Source organism: Pseudooceanicola nitratireducens, from assembly GCF_900109195.1.
GTDB classification, from domain to species: Bacteria; Pseudomonadota; Alphaproteobacteria; order Rhodobacterales; family Rhodobacteraceae; genus Pseudooceanicola; species Pseudooceanicola nitratireducens.
This window is the reverse complement of the sequence record NZ_FNZG01000001.1, coordinates 145589-169307: the sequence shown is the minus strand read 5'-3', so window position 1 is coordinate 169307 and position 23719 is coordinate 145589. Positions and strand designations below refer to the sequence as shown.

Annotated in this window: 24 protein-coding genes and 1 riboswitch; of the genes, 10 read left to right on the top strand and 14 right to left on the bottom strand. The window is 67.0% G+C overall.

The features are described 5' to 3' along the window. Nucleotides 1–69 precede the first annotated feature (69 nt). Nucleotides 70–819 (bottom strand): outer membrane protein, encoded by a 750-nt coding sequence (locus BMX99_RS00840; protein ID WP_093445938.1) that lies wholly within the window; start codon nucleotides 817–819, stop codon nucleotides 70–72. A 247-nt stretch (nucleotides 820–1066) separates the two neighbouring features. On the opposite strand from BMX99_RS00840, the gene petA reads away from it, so the two are divergent. Genes petA through BMX99_RS00825 form a run of 3 tightly spaced genes read left to right on the top strand, consistent with a single transcriptional unit; the run spans nucleotide 1067 to nucleotide 3775 of the window. Continuing rightward, the gene (gene petA / locus BMX99_RS00835) at nucleotides 1067–1636 is read left to right on the top strand and encodes a ubiquinol-cytochrome c reductase iron-sulfur subunit (RefSeq protein ID WP_093445935.1); all 570 of its coding nucleotides are present in this window, start codon (nucleotides 1067–1069) and stop codon (nucleotides 1634–1636) included. An 11-nt stretch (nucleotides 1637–1647) separates the two neighbouring features. Next, nucleotides 1648–2967: a cytochrome b gene (gene petB / locus BMX99_RS00830; protein ID WP_093445932.1), complete on the top strand. Its 1320-nt coding sequence runs from the start codon at nucleotides 1648–1650 to the stop codon at nucleotides 2965–2967. A 16-nt stretch (nucleotides 2968–2983) separates the two neighbouring features. Beyond that, nucleotides 2984–3775: a cytochrome c1 gene (locus BMX99_RS00825; protein WP_093445930.1), complete on the top strand. Its 792-nt coding sequence runs from the start codon at nucleotides 2984–2986 to the stop codon at nucleotides 3773–3775. Between the two features lie 193 nt (nucleotides 3776–3968). Here the strand turns inward: BMX99_RS00825 and BMX99_RS00820 are convergent, their stop codons facing one another. Genes BMX99_RS00820 through BMX99_RS00785 form a run of 8 tightly spaced genes read right to left on the bottom strand, consistent with a single transcriptional unit; the run spans nucleotide 3969 to nucleotide 10859 of the window. Then, the gene (locus BMX99_RS00820) at nucleotides 3969–4763 is read right to left on the bottom strand and encodes a citryl-CoA lyase (RefSeq protein WP_093445927.1); all 795 of its coding nucleotides are present in this window, start codon (nucleotides 4761–4763) and stop codon (nucleotides 3969–3971) included. Nucleotides 4764–4773: 10 nt separating this feature from the next. After that, nucleotides 4774–5688, bottom strand: a complete 915-nt coding sequence (locus tag BMX99_RS00815) for an SDR family NAD(P)-dependent oxidoreductase (RefSeq protein WP_093445925.1) — start codon at nucleotides 5686–5688, stop codon at nucleotides 4774–4776. Between the two features lie 15 nt (nucleotides 5689–5703). Further along, a complete protein-coding gene (locus tag BMX99_RS00810; protein ID WP_093445922.1) occupies nucleotides 5704–6033 on the bottom strand; it encodes a Zn-ribbon domain-containing OB-fold protein in 330 nt (109 codons plus the stop codon). After that, nucleotides 6030–7169: a thiolase family protein gene (locus tag BMX99_RS00805; RefSeq protein WP_093445919.1), complete on the bottom strand. Its 1140-nt coding sequence runs from the start codon at nucleotides 7167–7169 to the stop codon at nucleotides 6030–6032. Before BMX99_RS00805 ends, BMX99_RS00810 begins: the two co-directional genes overlap by 4 nt. Next, a complete protein-coding gene (locus tag BMX99_RS00800) occupies nucleotides 7169–7534 on the bottom strand; it encodes a MaoC family dehydratase (protein ID WP_093445916.1) in 366 nt (121 codons plus the stop codon). The genes BMX99_RS00805 and BMX99_RS00800 overlap by 1 nt, the downstream gene beginning before the upstream one ends. An 11-nt stretch (nucleotides 7535–7545) precedes the next feature. Next, nucleotides 7546–7938, bottom strand: a complete 393-nt coding sequence (locus BMX99_RS00795) for a hypothetical protein (RefSeq protein WP_093445914.1) — start codon at nucleotides 7936–7938, stop codon at nucleotides 7546–7548. Next, a complete protein-coding gene (locus tag BMX99_RS00790) occupies nucleotides 7935–10064 on the bottom strand; it encodes an acetate--CoA ligase family protein (protein WP_093445912.1) in 2130 nt (709 codons plus the stop codon). The genes BMX99_RS00795 and BMX99_RS00790 overlap by 4 nt, the downstream gene beginning before the upstream one ends. Nucleotides 10065–10085: 21 nt before the next feature. After that, a complete protein-coding gene (locus tag BMX99_RS00785) occupies nucleotides 10086–10859 on the bottom strand; it encodes an IclR family transcriptional regulator (protein WP_170848807.1) in 774 nt (257 codons plus the stop codon). A 184-nt stretch (nucleotides 10860–11043) separates the two neighbouring features. On the opposite strand from BMX99_RS00785, the gene BMX99_RS00780 reads away from it, so the two are divergent. The 4 genes from BMX99_RS00780 (at nucleotide 11044) to BMX99_RS00765 (ending at nucleotide 16288) form a co-directional block, all read left to right on the top strand. After that, the gene (locus BMX99_RS00780) at nucleotides 11044–11826 is read left to right on the top strand and encodes an enoyl-CoA hydratase/isomerase family protein (protein ID WP_093445906.1); all 783 of its coding nucleotides are present in this window, start codon (nucleotides 11044–11046) and stop codon (nucleotides 11824–11826) included. A gap of 70 nt (nucleotides 11827–11896) precedes the next feature. Then, entirely contained in the window at nucleotides 11897–13048 is a 1152-nt protein-coding gene (locus tag BMX99_RS00775) for a TAXI family TRAP transporter solute-binding subunit (protein ID WP_093445903.1), read from the top strand. Nucleotides 13049–13179: 131 nt separating this feature from the next. Beyond that, entirely contained in the window at nucleotides 13180–15114 is a 1935-nt protein-coding gene (locus BMX99_RS00770) for a TRAP transporter permease (protein WP_212632883.1), read from the top strand. Between the two features lie 10 nt (nucleotides 15115–15124). Next, the gene (locus BMX99_RS00765; protein WP_093445901.1) at nucleotides 15125–16288 is read left to right on the top strand and encodes an acyl-CoA dehydrogenase family protein; all 1164 of its coding nucleotides are present in this window, start codon (nucleotides 15125–15127) and stop codon (nucleotides 16286–16288) included. A gap of 29 nt (nucleotides 16289–16317) precedes the next feature. Here BMX99_RS00765 and BMX99_RS00760 read toward each other — a convergent pair whose 3' ends face one another. The 3 genes from BMX99_RS00760 to thiB are packed head-to-tail and all read right to left on the bottom strand — an operon-like array spanning nucleotide 16318 to nucleotide 19512. Further along, complete coding sequence (locus tag BMX99_RS00760) at nucleotides 16318–17013, bottom strand: thiamine ABC transporter ATP-binding protein (RefSeq protein ID WP_093445900.1); 696 nt, start codon at nucleotides 17011–17013, stop codon at nucleotides 16318–16320. Then, the gene (locus BMX99_RS00755) at nucleotides 17000–18556 is read right to left on the bottom strand and encodes an ABC transporter permease family protein (RefSeq protein ID WP_170848808.1); all 1557 of its coding nucleotides are present in this window, start codon (nucleotides 18554–18556) and stop codon (nucleotides 17000–17002) included. Before BMX99_RS00755 ends, BMX99_RS00760 begins: the two co-directional genes overlap by 14 nt. Beyond that, entirely contained in the window at nucleotides 18532–19512 is a 981-nt protein-coding gene (gene thiB / locus BMX99_RS00750; protein WP_093445898.1) for a thiamine ABC transporter substrate binding subunit, read from the bottom strand. Before thiB ends, BMX99_RS00755 begins: the two co-directional genes overlap by 25 nt. A 45-nt stretch (nucleotides 19513–19557) precedes the next feature. Then, nucleotides 19558–19658, bottom strand: a riboswitch (TPP riboswitch). A 212-nt stretch (nucleotides 19659–19870) separates the two neighbouring features. Here thiB and aroC point away from each other — a divergent pair. The 3 genes from aroC to BMX99_RS00735 all read left to right on the top strand — a co-directional run bounded on the left by aroC (nucleotide 19871) and on the right by BMX99_RS00735 (nucleotide 22245). Beyond that, nucleotides 19871–20974 (top strand): chorismate synthase, encoded by a 1104-nt coding sequence (gene aroC / locus BMX99_RS00745; RefSeq protein ID WP_093445897.1) that lies wholly within the window; start codon nucleotides 19871–19873, stop codon nucleotides 20972–20974. A gap of 1 nt (nucleotide 20975) precedes the next feature. Further along, entirely contained in the window at nucleotides 20976–21926 is a 951-nt protein-coding gene (locus tag BMX99_RS00740) for an AEC family transporter (RefSeq protein WP_170848809.1), read from the top strand. Nucleotides 21927–22020: 94 nt separating this feature from the next. Beyond that, the gene (locus BMX99_RS00735) at nucleotides 22021–22245 is read left to right on the top strand and encodes a hypothetical protein (protein WP_093445895.1); all 225 of its coding nucleotides are present in this window, start codon (nucleotides 22021–22023) and stop codon (nucleotides 22243–22245) included. A 73-nt stretch (nucleotides 22246–22318) separates the two neighbouring features. Here the strand turns inward: BMX99_RS00735 and BMX99_RS00730 are convergent, their stop codons facing one another. After that, entirely contained in the window at nucleotides 22319–22843 is a 525-nt protein-coding gene (locus tag BMX99_RS00730; protein ID WP_322788127.1) for a thioredoxin family protein, read from the bottom strand. 89 nt (nucleotides 22844–22932) lie between these two features. Next, nucleotides 22933–23682, bottom strand: coding sequence for a cytochrome c biogenesis CcdA family protein (locus tag BMX99_RS00725; RefSeq protein ID WP_322788126.1), 750 nt, complete (start codon nucleotides 23680–23682; stop codon nucleotides 22933–22935). Between the last annotated feature and the right edge of the window lie 37 nt (nucleotides 23683–23719).

Below are 23719 nucleotides of genomic sequence, written 5' to 3'. Positions count from 1 at the left end.
GCGCCCGAATGATCGGGCGCTTTTTGCATTTTAAATAAAGATGTTATCCGGGCTATCCGGACCCCTGCGTCAGAAGCTGAAGCCGACGCCGATGTTCAGCGCGTTGGTGAAGATCCGGGTGTTCAGATTGCCGCCGCCGGCCAGGTCGGCCGAGTTCTGCGACCAGGTGAACTGGTATTCGCCAAAGATCGACCAGCGGTCGTTCAGCTGGTACTTGGCCCCGGCGGTCACGCGCGCGGCGGCACCGGTCACCTGGTAGCCATAGGTCACGTTGGTGCCTTCGGTCACGTCCACATGCGGCATCGAGATCCCAAGGCCACCGCTGACATAGGGCGTGATCGACCCGCCCCAGGCACCGGGCCAGCGCTTTGAGATATTGGCGGTGATGATGTTCAGACCATCGGTGAATTCCAGGCGGGAGAAGCCGGCCGGCATCTCGGCCGCGGGGGCGTAGACCTTGTTGTGCGAGAATTCCAGCCCGAAGCCCACGTTCGACGGACGCCACCAGGTGGCGCGCAGGCCGTAGTAGGGCGGTGCGGAAAAGCTTTTGCCCTGCCAGCCGATCAGGCTGTCAAAGCTGGTGCTGCCCGAGGATGCGCCGCGCGTGCCGGTGACGCGGCTGTGCGGCGCGGTCTGGTAGCCGGTGTAGAAGTTCAGCTCCATTTCCGCGCGGGCGGGGGCGGCCAGGGTCAGGCCGGCGGCAAGGGTTGCGGCACCGGCGATGGCGGCAAGGCCCTGGCCCGTGCGGCCGTTCAAGCGGCGAGAGGCCGATGCCCTGGTCGGTTGAGGTGTCGATTGTGTGGGGCGTGTCTTCAGCATGATCCCGTCCGATCCTTGCGGCCAATGTCTTAAGGCCTGATCTTCCGGCCATTATCTGGGGACCTGCCTACACCTTGGGGCGGGCCTTCTCAAGCGCGACAGATGCGCGCCCCCCCTTGAGACAGCCCATTGTATGCTGGACGGCACGGAAATCGGCGGTTAAACACCGGCTCGGAGAGGCAGGACTGCAAGGTCCGGCCCCAGTTTTCGTATCCGGGCCGACAGGCCGAATGATGGAGCAAACCTCGTGTCCCACGCAGAAGACCACGAAGGCACCAGGAGGGACTTCCTCTACTATGCCACCGCAGGTGCAGGTGCCGTCGCAACGGGCGCGGCTGTCTGGCCGCTCGTGAACCAGATGAACCCCTCGGCCGATGTTCAGGCGCTTGCCTCGATCCGCGTCGACGTGTCAGGCGTCGAGCCCGGCACGCAGCTGACGGTCAAGTTCCTTGGCAAGCCGGTGTTTATCCGCCGCCGCACGCAGGAAGAGATCGACGAAGCCAATGCCGTCGACGTCACCAGCCTGCCCGACCCGGAAGCGCGCAACGCCAATATCGACGCCGGTTCCCCCGCGACCGACCCCAACCGCGCCCTCGCCAATGACGAAGGCAGCGAAGAGTGGCTGGTCATGATGGGCGTCTGCACGCACCTGGGCTGTGTGCCCCTGGGCGACGGTGCCGGCGACTTCGGCGGGTGGTTCTGCCCCTGTCACGGTTCTCACTACGACACTGCCGGTCGTATCCGCAAAGGCCCCGCGCCGCAAAACCTGCCCGTCCCCGTTGCCCGCTTTGAGGGCACCGAGATCGTTCTGGGCTGAGGGAGATAGCAATGTCCGGTATTCCCCACGATCATTACGAACCGAAGACCAAAGGCGAAAAGTGGGTCCATTCCCGCCTGCCGATCATCGGCCTTCTCTATGACACCCTGATGATTCCCACCCCGAAGAACCTGAACTGGTGGTGGATCTGGGGCATCGTCCTGGCCTTCTGCCTGGCGCTGCAAATCGTCACCGGCATCGTCCTGGTGATGCATTACACCCCGCATGTGGACCTGGCCTTCGCGTCGGTCGAACACATCATGCGTGACGTGAACGGCGGCCATTTCCTGCGCTACCTGCACATGAACGGCGCATCGCTGTTCTTCTTTGCGGTCTACATCCACATCTTCCGCGGTCTGTTCTACGGGTCCTACAAGGCACCCCGCGAAATCACCTGGATCATCGGCATGATCATCTACCTGCTGATGATGGCGACCGGCTTCATGGGCTATGTTCTGCCCTGGGGTCAGATGTCCTTCTGGGGGGCGACCGTGATCACCGGCCTGTTCGGCGCGATCCCCTTCGTGGGCGAAGCGATCCAGACCTGGCTGCTGGGCGGACCCGCCGTGGACAACGCCACGCTGAACCGCTTCTTCTCGCTGCACTACCTGCTGCCCTTCGTCATCGCGGGCCTGGTGATCGTGCACATCTGGGCCTTCCACTCGACCGGCAACAACAACCCCACGGGTGTTGAGGTCCGTCGCGGGTCCAAGGAAGAAGCCAAGAAAGACACCCTGCCCTTCTGGCCCTACTTCGTGATCAAGGATCTCGTTGGTCTGGTCGTCGTGCTGGTGATCTTCTTCGCCATCGTCGGTTTCATGCCCAACTACCTGGGCCACCCCGACAACTACCTGGAAGCGAACCCGCTTTCGACGCCGGCGCATATCGTGCCCGAGTGGTACTTCCTGCCCTTCTACGCCATCCTGCGTGCCTTCACCGGCGACGTCTGGATCGTGATGGCGGCAAGCTGGATCACCGGCGGCATCGTCGACGCGAAGTTCTTCGGCGTGCTGGCCATGTTCGCGGCCATCGCCGTGATGGCGCTGACGCCCTGGCTCGACACCTCCTCGGTGCGGTCCGGTCGCTATCGCCCGATGTTCAAGTGGTGGTTCTACCTGCTGCTGATCGACTTCGTGGTCTTGATGTGGTGTGGCGCGATGCCGGCTGAACCGCCGTATTCGACCATCTCGCTGATCGGCTCGACCTATTGGTTCGCCTACTTCCTGGTGATCCTGCCGATCCTCGGCGTGATCGAGAAACCGCTGCCGCAGCCCGCGTCCATCGAAGAAGACTTCGAAGCGCACTACGGCAACAAGACCCCCGCCGAATAAGGAAAGGACAGAGATCATGTTCCGCAAGTTCACCATCTCTGCCCTTGCAGCACTGGCCCTTTCGGCCGGTGCCGCCCAGGCGGCAGGTAGCGAAGGCCACATCGAAGACGTGGATTTCTCGTTCGAGGGGCCGTTCGGCACCTTTGACCAGAACCAGCTTCAGCGCGGCCTGCAAATCTACACCGAGGTCTGCTCGGCCTGTCACGGTCTGCGCTATGTGCCGATCCGGACGCTTGCCGACGAAGGTGGCCCGCATCTGCCCGAAGATCAGGTCCGCGCCTATGCGGCCCAGAACTTCGAGGTCTTCGACGCAGAGCTGGACGATTTCCGTCCGGCGAAACCGGCCGACCACTTCCCGGTGTCCAACCTGGAAAACGCGCCCGACCTGTCGCTGATGGCGAAGGGTCGCGCGGGCTTCCACGGGCCCTATGGCCTGGGTCTGAACCAGCTGTTCAAAGGCATGGGCGGCGCTGAGTACATCGTCAGCATCCTGGCCGGCTACACCGGCGAGACCAAGGAAGAAGCCGGCACCACCTATTACGAGAACACCGCCTTCCCCGGCGGCTGGATCGCAATGGCCCCGCCCCTGGCGGGCGAGGACGTGGAATTCGCCGACGGTCACGCCAACGATCTGCACCACGAAGCAGAAGACGTCGCGGCCTTCCTGATGTGGGCGGCCGAGCCGAAGATGATGGCGCGCAAGCACGCGGGCTTTGTCGGCGTGGTCTTCCTGGTCATCCTGGGCGCGCTGCTTTACCTGACGAACAAGCGTCTGTGGGCCCCGCACAAGGGCAAGAAGATCGCCTGATCTTCAGAGCAGGACCAAGACATTCGAAAGCCCCGCCCAGTCCGGCGGGGCTTTTGCTTTTGCGGCCATGGTTCGAAATGCTCACTCGGCCCGACGCAGGGCGTCGCCCCGGGCTCGCCCGGCGATTGACTTGGACTGTCGGGAAAAAAGGCCCGGGGTGGGTTCAGAGAACCGCCCCCCGGGCCAGTCGGGATTACCCGCGATCCGGGCCGGAGGAGGCCAGGATCTCTTCTTCGGTGCGCTGCCAGATCTCGTAGGCCATTGGGTCGCGCGTTTCCTCGAGGATGTGACCGACCAGGCCGATCGCCCGCGCCATGACGCCAAAGCCGCGAATGATCTCTTGCGGGAAACCGAATTCGCAGCAGATCGCGCCGATGGCCCCGGTCGCGTTGATGGGCAGTTGCCGGCCCGACTGGGCCTCGGCCTTCTCCTGGATCAGCTGCATCAAGCGGACGTAGTCGCCGGATTTGCCGTTCTCGGCCGCGATCTGGAACAGGCGCGGGGTGCGGGGATCGACCGGTTTGTGCACCGGATGGCCCAGACCCGGAACGATCCGGCCCGCCGCGACATGGTCGGACACAACGTCATCCGCGATGGCCCCGAGGTCAGCGCCCTGCCCCGCCTGGTCCCGGGGCAGCGCGGCGTAGAGCATGCGCGACGCGCCCTCCATCGAGCCGACAAAGACCGTGCCCAACCCGCACAGCCCCGCCGCCACGGCGGCCTGAAGCGATTCCGGCGCGCCCATGTAGGTCAGGCGCGCCACCAGGGCGGATGGCGTGATCCCGTGTTCGACCAGCGTCACGGCGATGGCGTTGAAGACCACCGATTCCGCCGGATCGGGCCGCCGCCCGGTCACCTGCATGAAGGCCATGTCGCCCAGGTTGACATGGCCCAGGATCTCGGACGGCAGGTCGAGCCCGTGGACATTGATCTGGTCCGAGATGCTCCACCCGATGTTCGAGGTCAGCTTGTCCTTGCGTTTGGGCATGGATGGCTCCTTAGATCGGGTCCCAGCTGAAGACGTCGCCCGACACGTCCAGCGGCATGAACCCGGCGCGCAGGGCGGGCATGGCGTGATCGGCCACCGTCTCGGGCGTCCAGCCCTCGGCCCGGTGGACCGATTTGACGGGGCGCGGCTGGCTCATCACGAACAGCTCGTTGTTGCGCGAGGCAAAGACCTGTCCGGTCACGTCGCGCGCCCGGTCCGAGGCCAGGTAGACGGCCAGCGGCGCGATCTTGGCGGGCTTCATTTCCTGAAGCTTCTTCACCCGCGCCTCTTGCTCGGGGCTGTCGACCTTGATGGACGAGGTCATGCGGCTCCAGGCAAAGGGGGCGATGCAGTTCGAGGTCACGTTCCAGCGCGCCAGGTCCAGGGCGATGGATTTCGACAGCGCCGCGATGCCCAGCTTGGCGGCGGAGTAATTCGCCTGCGCCAGGTTGCCGATCAGACCCGAGGTCGAGGTCATGTGGATCAGCGCCCCGCCGTTCTGTTCACGGAACTGGTCGGCCGCCGCGCGGGACGTGTTGAACGCGCCATACAGGTGCACCTTCACCACGGCATCGAAATCCTCGTAGGTCATCTTGTGGAAGAAGCCGTCGCGCAGGATTCCGGCGTTGTTGACCACAGCGTCCAGCCGCCCGAAGGCCTCGACCGCGTCCTTGACCATCTGGCGCGCGGCGTCGGGATCGCTGACCGATCCCCCGTTGGCGATGGCGCGGCCGCCTTCGGCCTCGATCTCGGCCACGACCTTGTCGGCGGCCCCGGAGTTTTCGCGGTCCCCCTTGAGGCTGGCCCCGAGGTCGTTGACCACGACCGCCGCCCCGGCCCGCGCCGCAGCAAGGGCGATGTCCCGCCCGATGCCGCCGCCTGCGCCGGTGACCAGCATCACCTTGTCTTTCAGAAGTCCGTCCATGGCATCCGTCCTTTTCTACGATGTTCCAAGTGTGTCGAAGCCGGGGACCAGGGCCCCCGCAAAATCGCGCATCTGTCCCCGGACGCGCGCGCCGATCACGGCCTCCGCATCCAGGTGGCCCATGACGCGCACCCCGTCGTCCAGGTCGATCAGACCGATCCGCCAGGGCGGCGCGACGGGGAAGTCGCGCGCGGGGGCCCGGTGCTGGGTGGTGACCGCAAAGACCCGGCCCAGGCCGGTGCTTTCAAGGGTCTGGACCGGCCCGCTGCACCGGGGGCAGCGGTCGCGCGGCAAAAACCAGTGGGTGTCGCAGGCCGGGCAGCTTTGGATCTGGATCGCGCTCATGCCAGGGCCTCCATCACCAGCGACACATGCGAGGACAGAACACCGCCGTCGCCATGCATCAGGGCATGTGCGGGTCGTGTCGGGATCTGCCGCGCCCCGCCCTGGCCGGTCATCTGGGCAAAGCATTCCGCCAGATGCGCCATGGCCCCGGCGACGCCGCAATGGCCATAGGACAGAAGCCCGCCATGGGTGTTCAGTGGCAGCGCCCCCGCCGCGTCAAAGCGCCCGGCGGCGGCATCGCGTCCGGCCTGCCCCGGGGCGCTGATCCCAAGCGCCTCGAGCAGCAAGGCAAGGGTCACGGTGAAACTGTCGTAGACGGCGAGATAGCCGATATCGCCGATCCCCACCCCGGCCATCTCCAGCGCGCGGGCCGCGCTTTGGCGCGCGCCAAGGGCAAGGTCGTCGGGGGCTTCGCTGATGTGCTGATGCGTATGGGCTTGGGCTGCGCCGGTGATCTTCACCGCCGGGCCATCCCCGGGCGTGGACGAAACGATGACCGCCGCGCCGCCGTCCGAGATCGGGCAGCAATCCAGCAGCTTCAGCGGATCGGCAATGGGGCGGGAGGCGGTGACATCGGCGACCGTCAGGGGCGCGGTCAGATGGGCCCCCGGCGTCGTCGCGGCGTGGCGGCGCATCAGCACCGCCAGTTCGGCCAGATCCGCCTGGCTTGCCCCGGTATCGTGCAGATAGCGCGCGGCGGTCAGGGCGTAATAGGCGGGCACGGTCGCCCCGGCGGGCACCTCGGCCTGGGGATGGCCGACCTGCGCCAGCGTCTGCACAGATGTATCGCGGCTTTGTCCGGTCAGCCGGTTTTCCCCGGCAACCACAAGCACATTGCGGCAGGTGCCCGAGGACACGAGGATCTGCGCCAGGTGCACCATGCCCGCCCCGGTCGCGCCGCCCATCTGCATGCCATGGGCATAGGTGGGCGACAGGCCGTAGCCTTCGGCAAAGAGCGTCGCCAGCATCAGGTGCGGCAGCGTGGTGGCATAGCCGCAGATCAGCCCGTCGATCTGCCCCCTCTCCATCCCCGCCTGATCCAGCGCCCGGTCGGCGGCATCGGCCATCAGCGACAGCGGGTCCGCGCCTTCGTGGCGTCCAAAGGCGGTCGCATGGGCGGCGCGCAGATAGGCCATCAGCCGCGGGCCTTCAGGGTGGCGCGTCCCGTCAGCACCGGCGTCTCGCCCTCGGCCAGCACGGTGACCTCGTAGCTGCCGGCACCCTGGTGGCGGGCCGTGGCGGTCAGGCTTTGGCCCACGTAGGTCGGCGCGCTGAAGCGGATGTCCAGATCGGCGATCCGCAGGCCGGCGCGGGCGATCGCCTCGACCAGCAGGTTCAGCGCCATGGTGCCATGGGCGATCGGTCGGCCAAAGGGCGTGTCGGCGGCGAAATCCGCATCCAGGTGGATCGGGTTCCAGTCCTGGGTCAGCGCGGCATAGGCCTGCGCGGCCTCGGGCGTGGACTGGATGGTGAGGGCGGGGATCGTGTCGGGATAGGTCATCGCGGTGCTCCTCAGGCAGCCCAGATCGACAGGATCTCGCCTGTCATCAGTTCTTGCCCGGCGGCTTCGGCGCGCAAGGAAAAGGTCACCCAGTTGCGGCCCTTCTTCAGCGCCTTGTCGCGGACCGAGACGTGATAGGTGACCTTGGCGCCAAGCGGCACGGTGGCCCCGGTGAAGGCCAGTGTCTGAGAGGCATGCACATTGCCCTTTGGCCGGGGCTGGATGGCGCGGATATAGGCCTCCATCATGCCGGCGACGATCATGCCGTCAGGCGCATCGGGGCCGGTCGGGGGGCCATAGATCGCGGCCCAGCCGTCGGTGCGTTCGGTGTCCAGCGGGATCGTCACCTCTCCGAAGGACTGGCCCGGCTCAAAACGGTCGTAGGTCCAGATCGGGTCGCTCATGTCTTGTCCTTTCCGTCCTGGGGGACGTCCTGTGCCGCGACCGGCAGGATCAGCGCGTCCAGCGCGACCGCGCCTTCGGGGCGCGCCAGCAGGGGGTTGATTTCGATGCTGTCGATGGTGTCGGCATTCGCCGCCGCCAGAACCGACAGCCGCGCGATCACCGACGCGATGGCCGCCCGATCAACGGGCTGTTCGCCGCGGTAGCCGTCCAGCAGCTTGGCCCCGCGCAAACGCGCCAGCATCTGCAACGCCTGGGCTTCGCTGACGGGGGCATGGGCCAGCGCCACGTCCTCGAGCACCTCGGTCAGGACACCGCCCAGCCCGACCATGACCATGGGGCCCATGACCGGGTCACGCTGCGTGCCGACGATCAGTTCGACCCCGGCCCCTGCCATGGGCGACACCAGGATTCCCATGATCCGCGCGCCCGGGCACAGCGTCGGGATATCGGTCAGCATGCGCCGGGCTTCATCCCGCACCGCCTTGGCATCGCCCAGGTTCAGGGCGACGCCGCCGACCTCGGTCTTGTGAGCGATGTCGGGCGACACGATCTTCAGAACCACCGGCAGGCCCATTTCTTGCGCGGCGGCGGCGGCTTCGTCGGCGGTGCCGACAACGCGTTCGGGCAGGATGGGGATGCCGGCCTCGGCCAGGCGGGTCTTGGCACCGGCCTCATCCGTGGGGGTGCCCGTCAGATCGGTGTCGTCGATCACCGGCGGCGTGCCCTCGGCCCCACGGTCGAACCCTTCGGCCAGCTGCGCCATGGTGGCAAGGGCCGTGACCGCGCGCGACGGGTCGGCAAAGGTCAGCAGGCCCTGATCCTCGTAGGCGGTCGCCTGTTCGTCATTGAACAGGCCGATCACCGCAAAGGGCAGCTCCGCCCCCTTGAGCGTCTGCAACAGCACATCGCGCAGTTTCGGCCCGATCACCGGCGAACTGGTCCAGGACGTGAAGAACCCGGTGTAGGCGTCGTAGCCGCCGGTGCGCATCATTTCGGCCAGGTTTTCCGGGATCAGGTCGAAATCGTTCAGCGCATGGGCGGTGATGTCGACCGGGTTGCGCGGAGAGGCAAAGGGATTGCGTTCCAGCAACTTAGTGACGGACGCCTCGGGCATGGCCGGCACCTGCATGCCGCGCAGCTCGGCCGCGTCGGCCATCAGCACCCCGGCCCCGCCCGACACGGTCAGGATCCCCAGGCGCTTGCCCTTGGGCATCGGCGCGACGGATGCGGCGTAGAGCGTGTCGAACATCTCTTCCGTGGTCATGGCGCGCACGGCCCCGTATTGCTCGATCACCGCCTGAAAGCTGGCATCCGACCCGGCAAGGGACGCGGTGTGCGATTGCACGGCGGCGGCGCCGACCTCGGATGCACCGACCTTGATGATGGTGACTGGCTTGCGCAGATCGCGGGCGCGGGACAGGGCGCGGATCAGGCGGGGGGCGTCGTTGACGCCTTCCATGTACATGCCGATCGCCGTGATCTCGGGCTGTTCGACCATATATTCCAGGCATTCCGCGACCGAGATGTCGGCCTCGTTCCCGGTGGACACCCAGCCCGCAACGCCCAGGCGCCGCGCCTTGGCCATCGACAGAAGATGGGTGCCATAGGCCCCGGACTGGGTGATCAGCCCGATACCGCCCCGGCGCGGCATCCCGCCTTCAAGCCCGGTGGTAAAGGTCGCGCAGGCCCCGGAGGCCGAGGAATAGCAGCCCAGGCAATTGGGCCCCAGGATGCGCATGCCATAGCGCGCGGCGATGGCCAGCAGACGGTCCTGCGCGGCGCGCCCTTCTTCGCCCACTTCGGAAAACCCGGCCGAGAAGATGACGGCGGCCTTCACGCCCTTGCGCCCGCAGGCCTCCAGCGTTTCTTCGGCGCGGGCGGCGGGAATGGCCAGGACGGCCAGGTCGACCTCGCCCTCGATCGCCTCGATGTCGGGCCAGGCCTTCAGGCCCTGCACGGTGTCGCGGGTCGGGTTGACCGGATAGATCGGCCCGTCGAACCCTGCGGCCTTGCAGAAATCCACCGGACGCCCGCCGATCCGCGTCGGGTTGTCCGATGCCCCGATCACCGCAATGGCGCGCGGCGCGAAAAAGGCCCCGAGCGAGGCCGCGCTGTGCTGTGTCATCTGTTCTCCCCCCTGGCGGTGCTAGCTGTCGCGCCGCCCGAATACGTTCAATTCGATGAAAGTCTTTGCCGACCGCAGGGCCATGGCGGCGTCGCGCAGGGCGGCTTCTTCGATCTGGTCGGATATGCTGATGGTGGAAAGGCCCAGGCGGGGCGTGCCCTCGATGTCGCGGATCACCACGGCGGCGATGCTGAGGCCCCGGAACAGCTGACCGAAGTCGAAGGCGTAGCCGTCGATCTTGGCCTGCTGCACCTCGTCCCAGTAGGCGTCGAAGCCGGGCGCGCGCTGCCAGCGCAGCCGGCCATAGGCGTCGCGCAGGCTGTCCTTGTCCATGTCGCGGGCGGCGGCAACGCAGCGGCCGACGGCCCCCACAAGATCCGGAAGACGCGATCCCGGCTGCATGTCGGCGCGCACCACGTCAGACGGAGAGATCCGGTCCGACAGGACGATCCGCCCGTTCGGCGTGATGGTCCAAAGCGCGACAAGAACCGAATGCTCGCTCGAGATCCGCTCCATCACCGGGCGAATCATATCGCCCGGGTTGCGGCCCAGCATGGGTGCGGCCAGCTCCAGCACGCCCATGCCGATGGCATAGCCCTTGGTCCGTTCATCGAAGGTGACCAGCCCCTCTTTTGCGAGCGTTTTTAAGATGTTGTAGGTGGTCGAGACGTTCAGCCCGGTTTCCCGCGCCACGATCGCCACGCCCTCGGGCGCGGGCACCTGGGCCAGGCGGCGCAGGATCTTCACCGCGTTCTCGACGGCGCCGACGAATTTCTGGGGGTCCGAGGTCTTCATTAGATTTTTCTCTTGTCCGAATGCCATTCGTTATACAGAATGGCCGACATGACGCAAGCCCCTCTGGAAACGATTCCAATCATAGGTCAGAGGCAACGCATTGCTATTGAAAGGAATTTCACATGCGGACCCCGCCCGGACGCACAGAATCAACACATCTGCCGCACGGGGCAGCGTTGACCCGATGACCACCGACTGCCTGAACCTTACCCAAGACGGAGAGGTCCGGATCCTTCGCCTGATGCAGCCCGAACGCCGGAATGCGCTTAGCGACGAGATGCGGGCCGAGCTGCGCGATGCCCTGCGCGCCGCGCACGAGGATCCGGCCGTCTGCAGCATCGTGCTGGCCGGGTCCGGCGGCTGTTTTTGCGCCGGCGGCGACATCAAGGGCATGGGCCAGCCGGTCGACATCGCGCTGACCCGGCTGGACGTGGTGCATGACGTTGTGCGGCTGATCGCGCTTGGCCCGAAACCGGTCGTCGCGGCCGTCGATGGCGTGGCCTATGGCGGCGGCATGTCGCTGGCGCTGTGCTGCGACAGCGTGGTCGCCACCCCCGGCGCGCGGTTCTGCGCCAGCTTCGGTCGTGTCGGCCTGGTGCCGGACATGGGGGCCATGTGGTCCCTGCCCCGGCGCATCGGCGCAGCGCGGGCGCTGCGGTTCCTGCAACAGGGCACCGAGGTTCGGGGAGAAGCCGCCGTCGACATGGGCCTGGCCGATGTGCTGGCCGCAACTGGGACGGACGAAGACCTGATCGCCACGGCCACCCAAGAGGCACGGACCCTGGTGCCCGCAGCCCCCCTTCCCGGCGGCCACATGCGCCGCATCATCACCCGGCATCACGGTGACCTGGAGGCCGTGCTTGCCGACGAACGCGAAGCGCAGGGTGCGCTGTTCGCGACCGAAGACCACGACGAGGCCCGGCGCGCCTTTCTTGAAAAGCGTCCACCAGGATTCATCGGCCGCTAGGGGAAGAGGACCCCGCCACGGCGGCCATCACGGCCAGGCAACTGGCCCGTTCTCAGGGAGGAGAATAAAGATGACCAAGTTGAACAGACGCCAGACCATGGCGCTTCTCGGGGCGGCGGCCGCCGCACCCATGGCCCCCGCGGTCCTGCGGGCGCAGGACAAGCCCGCGGGCCTGCCCGACACCATGATCTGGAGCACCTACGACGTCGGATCCACCGGCTATGTCGAGGCGACGGCGATCGCCGATGCGATGATCAAGAACTATGGCACCCGCGTGCGGCTGCTGCCCTCGGGGTCGGGCGTGGGGCGGATCATCCCGCTGAAGATGGGCCAGGCCAGCACCGCCTGGCTGGCCAATGAATTGTTCTTTGCCACCCGCGGCATCTTTGATTTCGCGACGCCCGACTGGGGTCCGCAGAACTTGCGCACGATCTGTGGCCGCCCCGCCAGCTTCGGCATCGTGGTCACCCAGGAAAGCGGTATCGAGAAAATCGAGGACCTGCGCGGCAAGCGGTTCGCCTATGCGGCGGCCAACCCCTCGGTCTCGGTGAAGGTCGACACGATGCTGGCCTCCAAGGGGCTGACCCGCGACGACGTCGAGGTGATCGAATTCCCGTCCTACGGCGACACGCTGCGGTCCCTGACCCAGGGCCAGGCGGATGCGGCGGGCTCTGCCCTGACGTCGTCTGCCCTGACCGAGTTGGAGGCAAGCCCGCGCGGCATCCGCTGGCTGTCCTTCGATCCGAACGACGCCGAAGCCTGGGACAACATGAACAAGATCGCACCGATCTTCTCTCCGTTCCGGGAAACCATCGGCGTCGGCGTCACCGGCAAGGATCCGGTGGACGTGGTGGCCTATAAATACCCGATGGTCACGGTGATGCACGATGCGGATCCCGACATGACCTACGGTTTCCTCAAGGCGCTGGACGAAAGCTATCCGGGCTACAAGGACGCCGCGCCGATCATGGAAAGATGGGGCATCAAGATGTCCGGCACCACGCCGATGGACGCCCCCCTGCACGAAGGCGCGATCCGCTACCTGCAGGAAATCGGCCAGTGGTCGGACCAACAGCAGGCCTGGAACGACCGTTCAGTCGCCGAGATCGAGGCCCTGACCGCCGCCTGGCCCGACTTCCTGGCCGCGAACAAGGGGTTGGGAGAGGCCGAGTTTGCCGCCGCCTGGGACGAGGCCCGCGCCAAGGCCACGGCGGCCCTGTGATCGCCGCCTGATCCGACCTGATCCATGGCCGTCCCGCGTTCCGCGCGGGGCGGTCCTGATGCAGCCTGCGCCGACCCGCCCGATGGACCTGCCAGACGGCGGGCCGGCCCTGCCCATAGGATGACCCCGTCATGAGCCTTTCCGAGCAGATCCCCGAGACCGCACCACAAGCACCGGCCCCCGCCGACACCGCCATGATGCGCCTGTCGCGCGTCGTCGTGATCGCCCTGTCGGTGGTCGGCATCGCCATGACCATGGTGCAGACCCTGCCGATCATCGCGCCGGGGATGCGGCCGATCACCTCGGCCTTCTACTATGCGCTTCTGGGCGTCTTTCTGGCCGTGGTTTTCCTGCGGTTCCCGGCCGACCGGCGCGACCGGCCGATGTGGCTGTGGCTTATGGACTGGGCGATGGCCGTGGCGGCGCTGGTGATCTGTACCTACCTGGCCTTCCAGGCGCGGCGGATCATGACGGCGGGCTGGTCCTTTGCTGCCCCCTTCTGGCCGACCGTCGGGGCGTCGATCCTGTTCGTCCTGTCGATCGAGGGCGTGCGCCGCTGTGCCGGGCTGTTGCTGGCGGTGGTCTGCGCGGTCTTCGGGCTTTACCCGATGATCGCGGATTCCATGCCCGGCGTGCTCTGGGGGAACCAGTTCAGCTGGTCGGGGCTGGTGGCGGCCCATGCGCTTGGCACGGAATCCATCATCGGCATCCCCTTCCGCGTCGTGGCCGACCTGCTGATCGGCTACATCATCTTCGGCGTGGTGCTTGCGCTGCTGGGCGGGGGCGAATTCTTCATGGCCCTGGCGCTGAAGCTGCTGGGCCGGACACGGGGCGGGCCCGCCAAGGTGGCTATCGTCGCCTCGTCCCTGTTCGGATCGCTGTCGGGGTCGGTGGTGTCGAACATCATCACCACCGGGACCTTCACGATCCCCTCGATGAAAAAGGCCGGTTACTCGCCGCATTACTCCTCGGCGGTCGAGGCCTGCGCCTCGACGGGCGGGACGCTGATGCCGCCGATCATGGGGGCCGCGGCCTTCCTGATGGCGACCTTCCTGGCCGTCCCCTACGGAGAGGTCATCGCCGCCGCCGTCATCCCCTCTCTTTTGTTCTACGCGGCGCTTCTGCTGCAGGCCGATTGCTATGCGGCCAGCAAGGACCTGCAGGGCGCGGACGAGGCCGACATCCCCTCGGGGCGGTCGGTGCTGCGGCAAAGCTGGATCTTCGTGCTGTCGCTGGCGGTGCTGATCTACGTGCTGCTGGTGCTGCGTCTGGAAAGCTATGCGCCCTGGTACGCGACCGGCGTGATGATCGTCGGCGCGCTGCTGGACCCCTATTTCCGCCCGCGCGTCCTGGCCGTCACCAAGATCATCGAGGAAAGCGGCGTCGCCCTGGCCCAGCTGATCGGCATCCTGGCCGGTGTCGGGCTTGTGGTGGGCGCGCTGTCGATCACCGGGGTCGGGTCGGCCTTTGCCCGCGAGCTGGTGCAATATGCAAACGGCAACGTCTACCTGCTGCTGCTGTACGGTGCGATGACATCCTTCGTGCTGGGCATGGGGATGACCGTTTCGGCCTGCTATGTCTTCCTGGCCATCATCCTGGCCCCGGCGCTGGTTCAGGCCGGGCTGAACCCGATGGCAAGCCACCTGTACATCCTCTACTGGGGCATGCTGTCTTATATCACCCCGCCCGTCGCGCTGGCCGCGATCACCGCCGCCTCGGTCGGAAAGGCCGATGCGATGAAGACCGGCTTCACCGCCATGCGGCTTGGGCTGATCCTGTTCATCCTGCCGGTCTTCTTCGTGCTGGAACCTGCGCTGATCGGCCAGGGCGATCCGATGCACGTGCTGCAGGCGGTGGCGACCGCGGGCTTCTCGGTGGTTCTGCTGTCAGCGGGCCTGTCCGGGTGGCTGTATTTCTCGGGGCGGATCAACGCGGCGGAACGCGTCGTGGTGATCCTGGCCGCGCTTCTGTCCCTTTACCCCGAACCCGTGACCGATCTGATCGGCGTGGCGGTGGCCCTGGCGCTTTTCGCGCTGCACCGCATGCGCCGGACCGCAACAGCCTGAAAGGACCCCCATGGTTGACGACGATACCTTCCGCCAGCTTCTCGACACGGTCGAGCGCTTTGTCCGCGAACGCCTGATCCCGGCCGAAACCCGCGTCGAGGAAGAAGACGAGATCCCCGAAGAGATCGTGCAGGAGATGCGCGAAATGGGCTTGTTCGGCCTGTCGATCCCGGAAGAGCACGGCGGGCTGGGCCTGACCACGCTGCAGGAAAGCCGCCTGGTCGAGGCGCTGTGCTATGCCTCGGTGTCCTTCCGGTCGCTGATCGGCACCAATGTGGGCATCGGGTCGCAGGGCATCGTCATGGATGGCACCGACGCGCAGAAGGCGCAGTATCTGCCCGATCTGGCCAGCGGCGACATGATCGCCAGCTTTGCCCTGACCGAGCCGGACATCGGATCGGACGCGGCCCATCTGAAGACCACCGCGCGGCGCGACGGCACGGATTTCGTTCTGAACGGCACCAAGCGGTACATCACCAATGCGGTGCGCGCCGGGGTCTTCACCGTCTTTGCCCGGACCGACCCGGATCGTCCGGGGGGCGATGGTGTCTCGGCCTTCCTGCTGCCTGCGGATACGCCCGGCATCACCGTGGCGAAACCCGACCGCAAGCTGGGGCAGCGCGGCACCAAGACGTCGGACGTGATCTTTGATGACGTGCGCCTGCCGGAAAGCGCGATCATCGGCGGGCCGCAGAACCTGAACCGGGGCTTCCGCACCGCGATGAAGGTGCTGGACCGGGGGCGCGTGCATGTGTCGTCCATCGCCGTGGGCACGGCGCAGCGGATGCTGGACGTGGCCACCGCCTATGCCATCGACCGCAAGCAGTTCGGCGTGCCGATTGCCGAACACCAGTTCGTGCAGGGCATGCTGGCGGAAAGCCAGGCCGAGCTGTTGGCCGCCCGCCACCTGGTCCGCGCCACCGCCGAGGCCTATGACCGCGAAGGTCAGGCGGTGCTGATGGCGTCTTCGTCCAAGCTCTTTGCCTCGGAAATGGCGTTCCGGGTGGCGGATCGGGCGCTGCAGATCCACGGCGGGGCGGGCTATATGGCCGAATACCCGATCGAGCGTCTGTTCCGCGACAGCCGGTTGCTGCGGATCTATGAAGGCACCAGCCAGATCCAGCAGATGATCATCGCGCGCCGCATGGTGAAGGAATTCACCGGTCGCGCCTGATCCCTGCGGGGGCCCTTTGGCGGGGCCCCTCAGCGCCCCAGATAGGCGCCCAATTCAGGGCCTGGGTTGTCCAGCGCCTCTTGCGTCGGAACGGGTCGCTCGGCCCGGCCCGACGCCACCACGCTGATCAGATCGGTGATGCGGGCGGCATCCTCGGGCTCATGCGTCACCATCAGAAGCGTCGCCCCGGTCTCGCCCAATACTGCGCTGACCAAATCCAGCATCTCGGCCCTGAGGGCGGGACCAAGCGCGGCAAAGGGTTCGTCCAGCAGCAGGATCGGCCGGCGCATCACCAGCACCCGGGCCAGCGCGGCGCGCGATTGCTGACCGCCCGACAGAGCGGCGGGGCGACGGGCGTCCAGCCCGGCCAGTCCAACGCGGGCCAGCGCCGATGAGACCGTTTCGCGGTCGTCAGAGGTCAGCCGCAGATCGGGGCGCAGGCCAAGGCCGACGTTCTGCGCCAGCGTCAGATGCGGCAGCAGGTTGCCGTCCTGGAACAGCATCGCCACGGGGCGTTTGCCCGGGGGCACACCGGTCAGGTCGGTGCCGTCCCAGGTGACGCGCCCATGCAAGGGGGCGAGGAACCCCGCGATCCCCGCAAGCAACGTGGATTTCCCCGCGCCCGAGGGCCCGATCAACGCCAGCCGCGCGCCTTTTGGCAAAGTCCAGTCGGCGGTCAGGGAAAACCCGCCCTGGGTCAGGCGCAGCCCGTCAAGTGTCAGCATGGCGTCCCATCCGGTCGAACAAAAGAAACAGCCCGAAGCTGAGGGCGGTGAGGATCAGGCTTGCACCCGCCGCGGCCTCGGTCCGGTAGGCCCCGAGCAGGCGGTAGATCTCAAGCGGCAGGGTCGCGGCCTCGGGCGGGGGGAACAGCGCGATCACGCCCAGATCGCCCATGGACAGGGCCGCCGCCAGCCCGGTGGCAAAGCCGAGGGGACGGCGCAGGCGCGGCAGCAGCAGCCAGCGGAACCGGTGCCAGCCGCCTAGGCCCAGGCTGTCGGACAGCCGGCCGTAGGTGGCCTCGATCTGGCGGATCTCGGGCGAGAGGCTGCGCAACACGAAGGGCAGCGCCATGGCCGCGTTGACCAGCGCGGTGATGGCCAGCACGTGGTTGCCGGGAAAGGTGAAGGGCCGGATCAGCAGGAACAGCCCCGTGCCCAGCACCAGGGGGGAGGCGGCGAGTGTCATCAGGCCCACGGCCTCGAACCGGCGTCTGCGCGGCAGGGCAAGGGCCAGCGCCAGCAGGACCGAGATTGCGGCCGAGGCCAGGGCGACCAGCAGCGACACCCCGGCGGCCATCCAGATCGACACCGGCAGGCTAAGGACCGAGGCCGCGCCCCGGCCCAGCACCAAAGCGATCGGCAGGGCCACGAATGCGGCGGCTAGGGTCAGAACGGCCGCGTCCCACAGGCGCAGCCCGCCCGCGCCGTCCCATCGCTGGACCAATCGGTCCAGCCCCGGTGCCGCCGTGCCATTGCCCGCCAGGATCAGCGCCAGCACCGCCGCCGCCGCGACGATCACCAGTTGCAGCGCCGACAGAACCGCCGCGCGGCCCAGGTCGAAATCAAAGGTGAAGGCCTGGTAGATCGCCAGTTCGACATTGGTGGCGGCAGGCCCCCCGCCCAGGATCAGCACGGTGGCAAAGCTGGAGAGGCAGATGGCGAAGATCACCGCGCAGATGCCGGGCAGCCGGGCGCGCAGCATCGGCCATTCCAGCGTGCGGAAGATCGTGGCGGGGGGCAGGTCCAGCTGCGCGGCCAGGCGGAAGTGTTCCGCCGGAATCGCCCGCCAGCCCTCGAGCAGCAGGCGTACCGCCAGCGGCAGGTTGAAGAAGACATGGGCCAGAAGCACGCCGTGCAGACCGAAGATGTCGATCGGCGGCAGGCCTAGCGCCTCGAGGGCGGAGTTCACCAGCCCGTTGCGACCGAAGATCGTCAGAAGTCCGGCGATGGCCACGATCACCGGCAGGATGAAGGGCGCGCCCATCAGGGTGATCAGCGCCGCACGGCCCGCAAACCGCCGCCGCGCCAGGGCACGGGCGACCGGGATCGCAAAAGCAGCCGAAAGGATCGCAGACAGGCTGGCCTGCAACAGGGTGAAGCGCAGCGCGGCCCAGTCCGCCGGACCGGGCCAACCGGCCCCGCCGGCCCGCCACAGGACGGCCGCCAGGGGGGCAAGGATCAGCGCGGCGACCAGAAGGGCCGCCGCGCCGCCAAGACGCAGCATCGCAGGCGATGCGGGGCTTATTGCGACAGCGCGTTGCGCCATTCTTCCAGCGCCGCGTCACGGGTGGCGGGCACGTCCTCGGGCGCGATAAGCAGCGGTTTCGCGGGCGTGATCAGCATGTCGAAGCCCTCGGGCAGGCCGGCCGAGGGTTCAACCGCCGGGTACATCCAGTTGGTCGTCGGGATCACCGATTGCGCCGCGTCCGAGACCAGGAAGGCCAGGAAGGATTTCGCCAGATCCGCCTTGTCGGATCCCGCGACGAGGCCCGCGACCTCGATCTGCATGTAGTGGCCTTCCTCGAAGGGCAGAGCCACCTTGGAGGCGTCTTCTTCCGCGATGATGTGGTAGGCGGGCGAGGTCGTGTAGGACAGGACCAGGTCGCCTTCGCCTTCCAGGAACATGCCGTAGGCCTCGGACCAGCCGGGGGTCACGGTGACGATATTGTCCGACAGGGCCTCCCAGATGGCGGGGGCCTCATCGCCGTAGGCCTGTTTCACCCAGAGCAGCAGGCCCAGCCCGGGCGTCGAGGAGCGCGGATCCTGGATCAGGATGCGGCGGTCGCTGTCGGCCAGATCGCGGAAGGTCGTGGGCGCGGGATCGCCCTGGTTGCCGATGAAGGCGAAATAGCCCCAGTCGAAGGGCACGAAATCGGGATCGTTCCAGGCCACGGGCAGCGCATAGTCAGCGCTGACCCCATGCGGCGCGAACAGCCCGGTGTCGCGGGCGGCGGCGGTCAGGTTGGTGTCCAGGCCGAGGACGATGTCGGCCTTGGTGGCATCGCCTTCCAGCCGCAGGCGCGACAGCAGCGCCGCGCCGTCACCGGCGGTGACGAATTGCAGATCGCAGGCGCAATCAGCCTCGAACGCCTGTTCCAGCGCCGGGCCCGGCCCCCATTCAGAGGCGAAGCTGTCGTAGGTGTAGATGGTGAGGACGGGGGTTTCCTCTGCCATGGCCCCAGTGGCCAGCAGAAGACCCGCAGCGGTGATCAGATGCTTCATGGCATCCTCCTTCAGTGCAACGGGCGAAAGAAAGTAGTGGGTCGCGATACGCGGCCTGGCCTTCCCTCCGCCGGTGTTAACCGGTTCAGGTTCAACGGGTTCGCGGAATTGCATCTCAGCCCGAATGGGCACCCCGAGGTGCGGCGGAGACTAGTGGCTGACCGCCGGGATGACAAGAGAGCGGAGCACGCGGTGGCGGGCCGGGTGGTTGAGTATTTCTGGCAAGATGATGGGGATCGGGGGGCGCGAGGCGGAGGGGGCGGCGCGGGACCCGGTGCGGGCCAGGCGAAAAGGCGGAATTGCACCGGAGGGGCTTATGGGTTAGGGCCGTGGCAACGTCTTTTCAGGGGCTTCTGCCATGTCTCTCAATTCCTTCGGTCACCTGTTCCGCGTCGCCACCTGGGGCGAAAGTCACGGGCCCGCGCTTGGCGCGACGGTGGATGGCGTGCCGCCGGGCGTGGCGGTGGATGCCGGGATGCTGCAGCATTGGCTGGATCGCCGGAAGCCCGGGCAGAACCGCTATACCACGCAGCGGCAGGAGCCTGACCAGGTCGAGATCCTGTCGGGTGTGTTCGAGGGCAAGACCACCGGCACCTCGGTCCAGCTGATGATCCGCAACACGGACCAGCGGTCGAAGGATTATTCCGAGATCGCCGAGAAGTTCCGCCCCGGCCATGCCGACATCACCTATTGGCAGAAATACGGCATCCGCGACTATCGCGGGGGCGGGCGATCTTCGGCCCGGGAAACGGCGGCAAGGGTGGCCGCAGGCGGGCTGGCGCGCGCCGCGCTGGATCACCTGGCCCCGGGCATCGAGATCAAGGGCTACATGGTGCAGATGGGCCCGCACAAGATGAACCGTGACCGGTTCGACTGGGACCAGATCGAGCAGAACCCGTTTTGGGTGCCCGACGCCCAGGCCGCCGGGGACTGGGCCGATTACCTGGACGCCCTGCGCAAGTCGGGCAATTCCGTAGGCGCAGTGGTCGAGGTCGTGGCGCGGGGCGTTCCGGCGGGCCTTGGGGCACCGATCTACGGCAAGCTGGACACCGACCTGGCGGCGGCGATGATGTCGATCAACGCCGTGAAGGGTGTCGAGATCGGCGAAGGCATGGCGGCGGCCGAACTGACCGGAGAGGCCAATGCCGACGAGATCTTCATGGGGAATGACGGCCAGCCGGTCTATTCCAGTAACCATGCGGGCGGGATCCTGGGCGGGATCTCCACCGGGCAGGACGTTGTCGTGCGGTTCGCCGTCAAACCGACCTCGTCGATCCTGAAGCCGCGCCAGACGATCACCAAGTCGGGCGAGGCGACCGAGATCATCACCAAGGGCCGCCATGACCCCTGTGTCGGCATCCGCGCCGTCCCCGTGGGCGAGGCGATGATGGCCTGCGTGATCCTGGATCACCTGCTGCTGCATCGCGGCCAGATCGGGGACGCCGGCGGAAAGATCGGCTAAGGTGCTTTCGGTCCTTTCGATCACCCTTCCGATCTTTGCCATCATTGCCGTCGGGTTCCTTGCCGTCCGCTATGGCCCCTTCAGCCGCGACACCATGCGCGCGCTTGGCGATTACACGATGATGATCGCCCTGCCCTGCGCGTTGTTCCATGCCGTCGCCGGGCGCGACTTTGCCGAGGTGATCGACGCATCCTACCTGGGCACCCTGGCGATCGCCGGACTGGCCACCCATGCCCTGATGTGGGGCTTGGCCCGGATGCAGCAGGCGGGGCCGAAGCGGCGGGCGCTGGCCGTCCTGGCCTCGGCCACGCCGAATTCGGCCTTCCTGGGTTATCCGATCTTCCTGATGGTCATTCCCGACCATGCCGCGCCGGTGCTGGCGATGAACCTGCTGATCGAGAATTTCCTGCTGACCCCGATCGGGCTGACCCTGCTGGGCAGCGCCCGCGAGGACGGAGAGGCCAAGCTGCCGCCGCTGAAGCTGGCCGGGCAGATCATCCTGTCGGTGCTGCGCCGGCCGCTGATCATCGGGCTGATCCTTGGGATGGCGACGGTGCTTGCGGGGGTCGAGCTGCCTTCGGTGATCGAAAGGTTCACCGGCATCCTGGGCACCGCGGCGTCGCCTTTGGCGCTGACCGTGATCGGCGGGTCCCTGGTCGGGCTGAACCTGCGCGGTGACCTGCGGCTGGCCAGCCTGATCGCGGGGACCAAGCTGCTGATCCATCCGCTGATGATCTTCTGCGCCATCGCGCTGTTTGCCGCGCTTGGCTGGCCCGCGCTTGGGCCGGAACTGCGGATCGGTGTGCTGCTGACCGGCTGTCTGCCGATGTTCGCGATCTTCACGCTTTTCGCGCAGGAGGTGGGGCACGAAGGCCTGGCCTCGCTGGCGCTGATGCTGGCGACGGGGCTGTCCTTCCTGACCATCAACCTGGCGCTGGTCCTGCTGGTCTAGGATTTTCCGGTGGACGGTCGTTTGATCCGACCACGTTGACGAAATCTTCACCCCCTTGCCGCAGGATCGCCCTGTATCTGGCAAGGAGGATGAGATGCGACAGGATGCGGATCACGAAACCCTGGGCGCGAGCCTGCTGTCGGTGGCCGTTCTGGCCGGATCCTTGGCCTGGCTGCTGGGCTGGTTCGCGCTGGATCTGCCGCCCGCGCCGATGCTGCAGGATCCCGGGCGATGGCAGGATCCCCAGGCCACGCCCCTTGATCCGCCGCCCGAGGTTGAGGTTTCCGTTCTGGACGGCCCGCGCGACGACAGCCCCTGATGCTTCGCGGCACGCGCCGGCCAGGGCACTGGCCTGCGCGCGTCGGACGGTGTCGATCTTTCTGCGGCCGAAGTCAGGCGCTGGCGGCGTTCAGCGCGGCGTCCAGCAGCTGCTTGATCTGGGCTTCGCGGGTTTCGGCCACCAGGCGACCGATTTCGGCATCGCCCTTCAGCACGACAAGGGTCGAGCGGCGCGGGATCTTCAGGTCCTGGGTGAACTTGGCCTTGCCATAGGTGTCCCAGTCGACGTTCACGAAGGTGATGACCTGTTCGTAGGACGGGTTCTCGGCCTTCAGCTTGTCTAGCACACGTTCCTGCGCGGCGCAGGTGGTGCACCAGCTGGCCTTGAAGTCCAGGAACACGGTTTCTCCGGCGGCAAGGTGATCCTGGACCAGCCCGGGCGTGTAATCCAGCGGCGCGGATTTTGCGCCAGAAGCCAGCGCAGGCACCAGAAGACCGGCGGCCCCGAGCGCCACGAAGCCCCGGCGGGTCAGCCCGGGCGAGGGTTGCGCTATTACGGTGTTCCGGTGCGGTTGGGTCTTACTGGCGGGCTGGCCAAGGGTTGGGTTGGCGCGGCGGGGCGGGAAGCGATGTGTCATGTAAAGTCCTCCTCGGGGTGGAAATAGGTGCGGTGACGGTCGGGCGAAACTTGGCGGATGGATGAAAGATAGGGCGGGTCAGTGGAACGTCAGAAGGAAACCGAAAGGTCAAGCAACCAGGGCGGCAGGGTCTTCAGCGCCCAGATCTCGGCCAGGTGGTGCAGGCGAAACAGGATGGCCAGGCCAGTCACCACGAAGATGACGCCAAGCGCGGGGCGCGAGACCTCGGCGATGCGGCGCATGGTGGCCTGGTGTCGCGTCAGCAGGGCGCGCGCGCCGTATCCCAGCCCTATGATCAGCGTGGCGACCCCGGCGGCAAAGGCCATCATGATCGCGGAGGCCCAAACCAGAGACCCGCCCTGAGAGGCCAGCGAAATGGCCCCGCCCAGGGTCGGGCCGACGCAGGGGCTCCAGACTGCGCCAAGCAGCAGGCCGCCCAGGAACTGCCCCCGGGCCCCGGTGCTTTGAATGCGGGAAATACGGGTATCGGCCCCGGCGGCCATGCCAGCGGTGGCGGACGAAAAGGCCATGGAAAAGCGCGGGACCAGCAGGATCAGGCCAAAGCCGATCATCAGGACCGCCCCGCCTTGCGCAATCGTATCGGCATCAAGACCCAGGGCATAGCCGAAGGCGGCCACCGCCACGCCCAGCACGACGAAGCTGACCGACATGCCCGCCGCCAGCGCCAGCGGCCCGCGCGGGCTGGCCTGCAGGGCCGAGCCCAGCACGATCGGCAGCACCGGCAGGACGCAGGGGTTGATCAGGGTCAGCAGCCCCGCGAGGTATCCGAAGACAAGTTCCATGACCCCATGGTGGCGCAGCCGCCTGCCCCGCGTCACCTGACGAATGCGTTATCCGCCGCGGATTTTATAACAT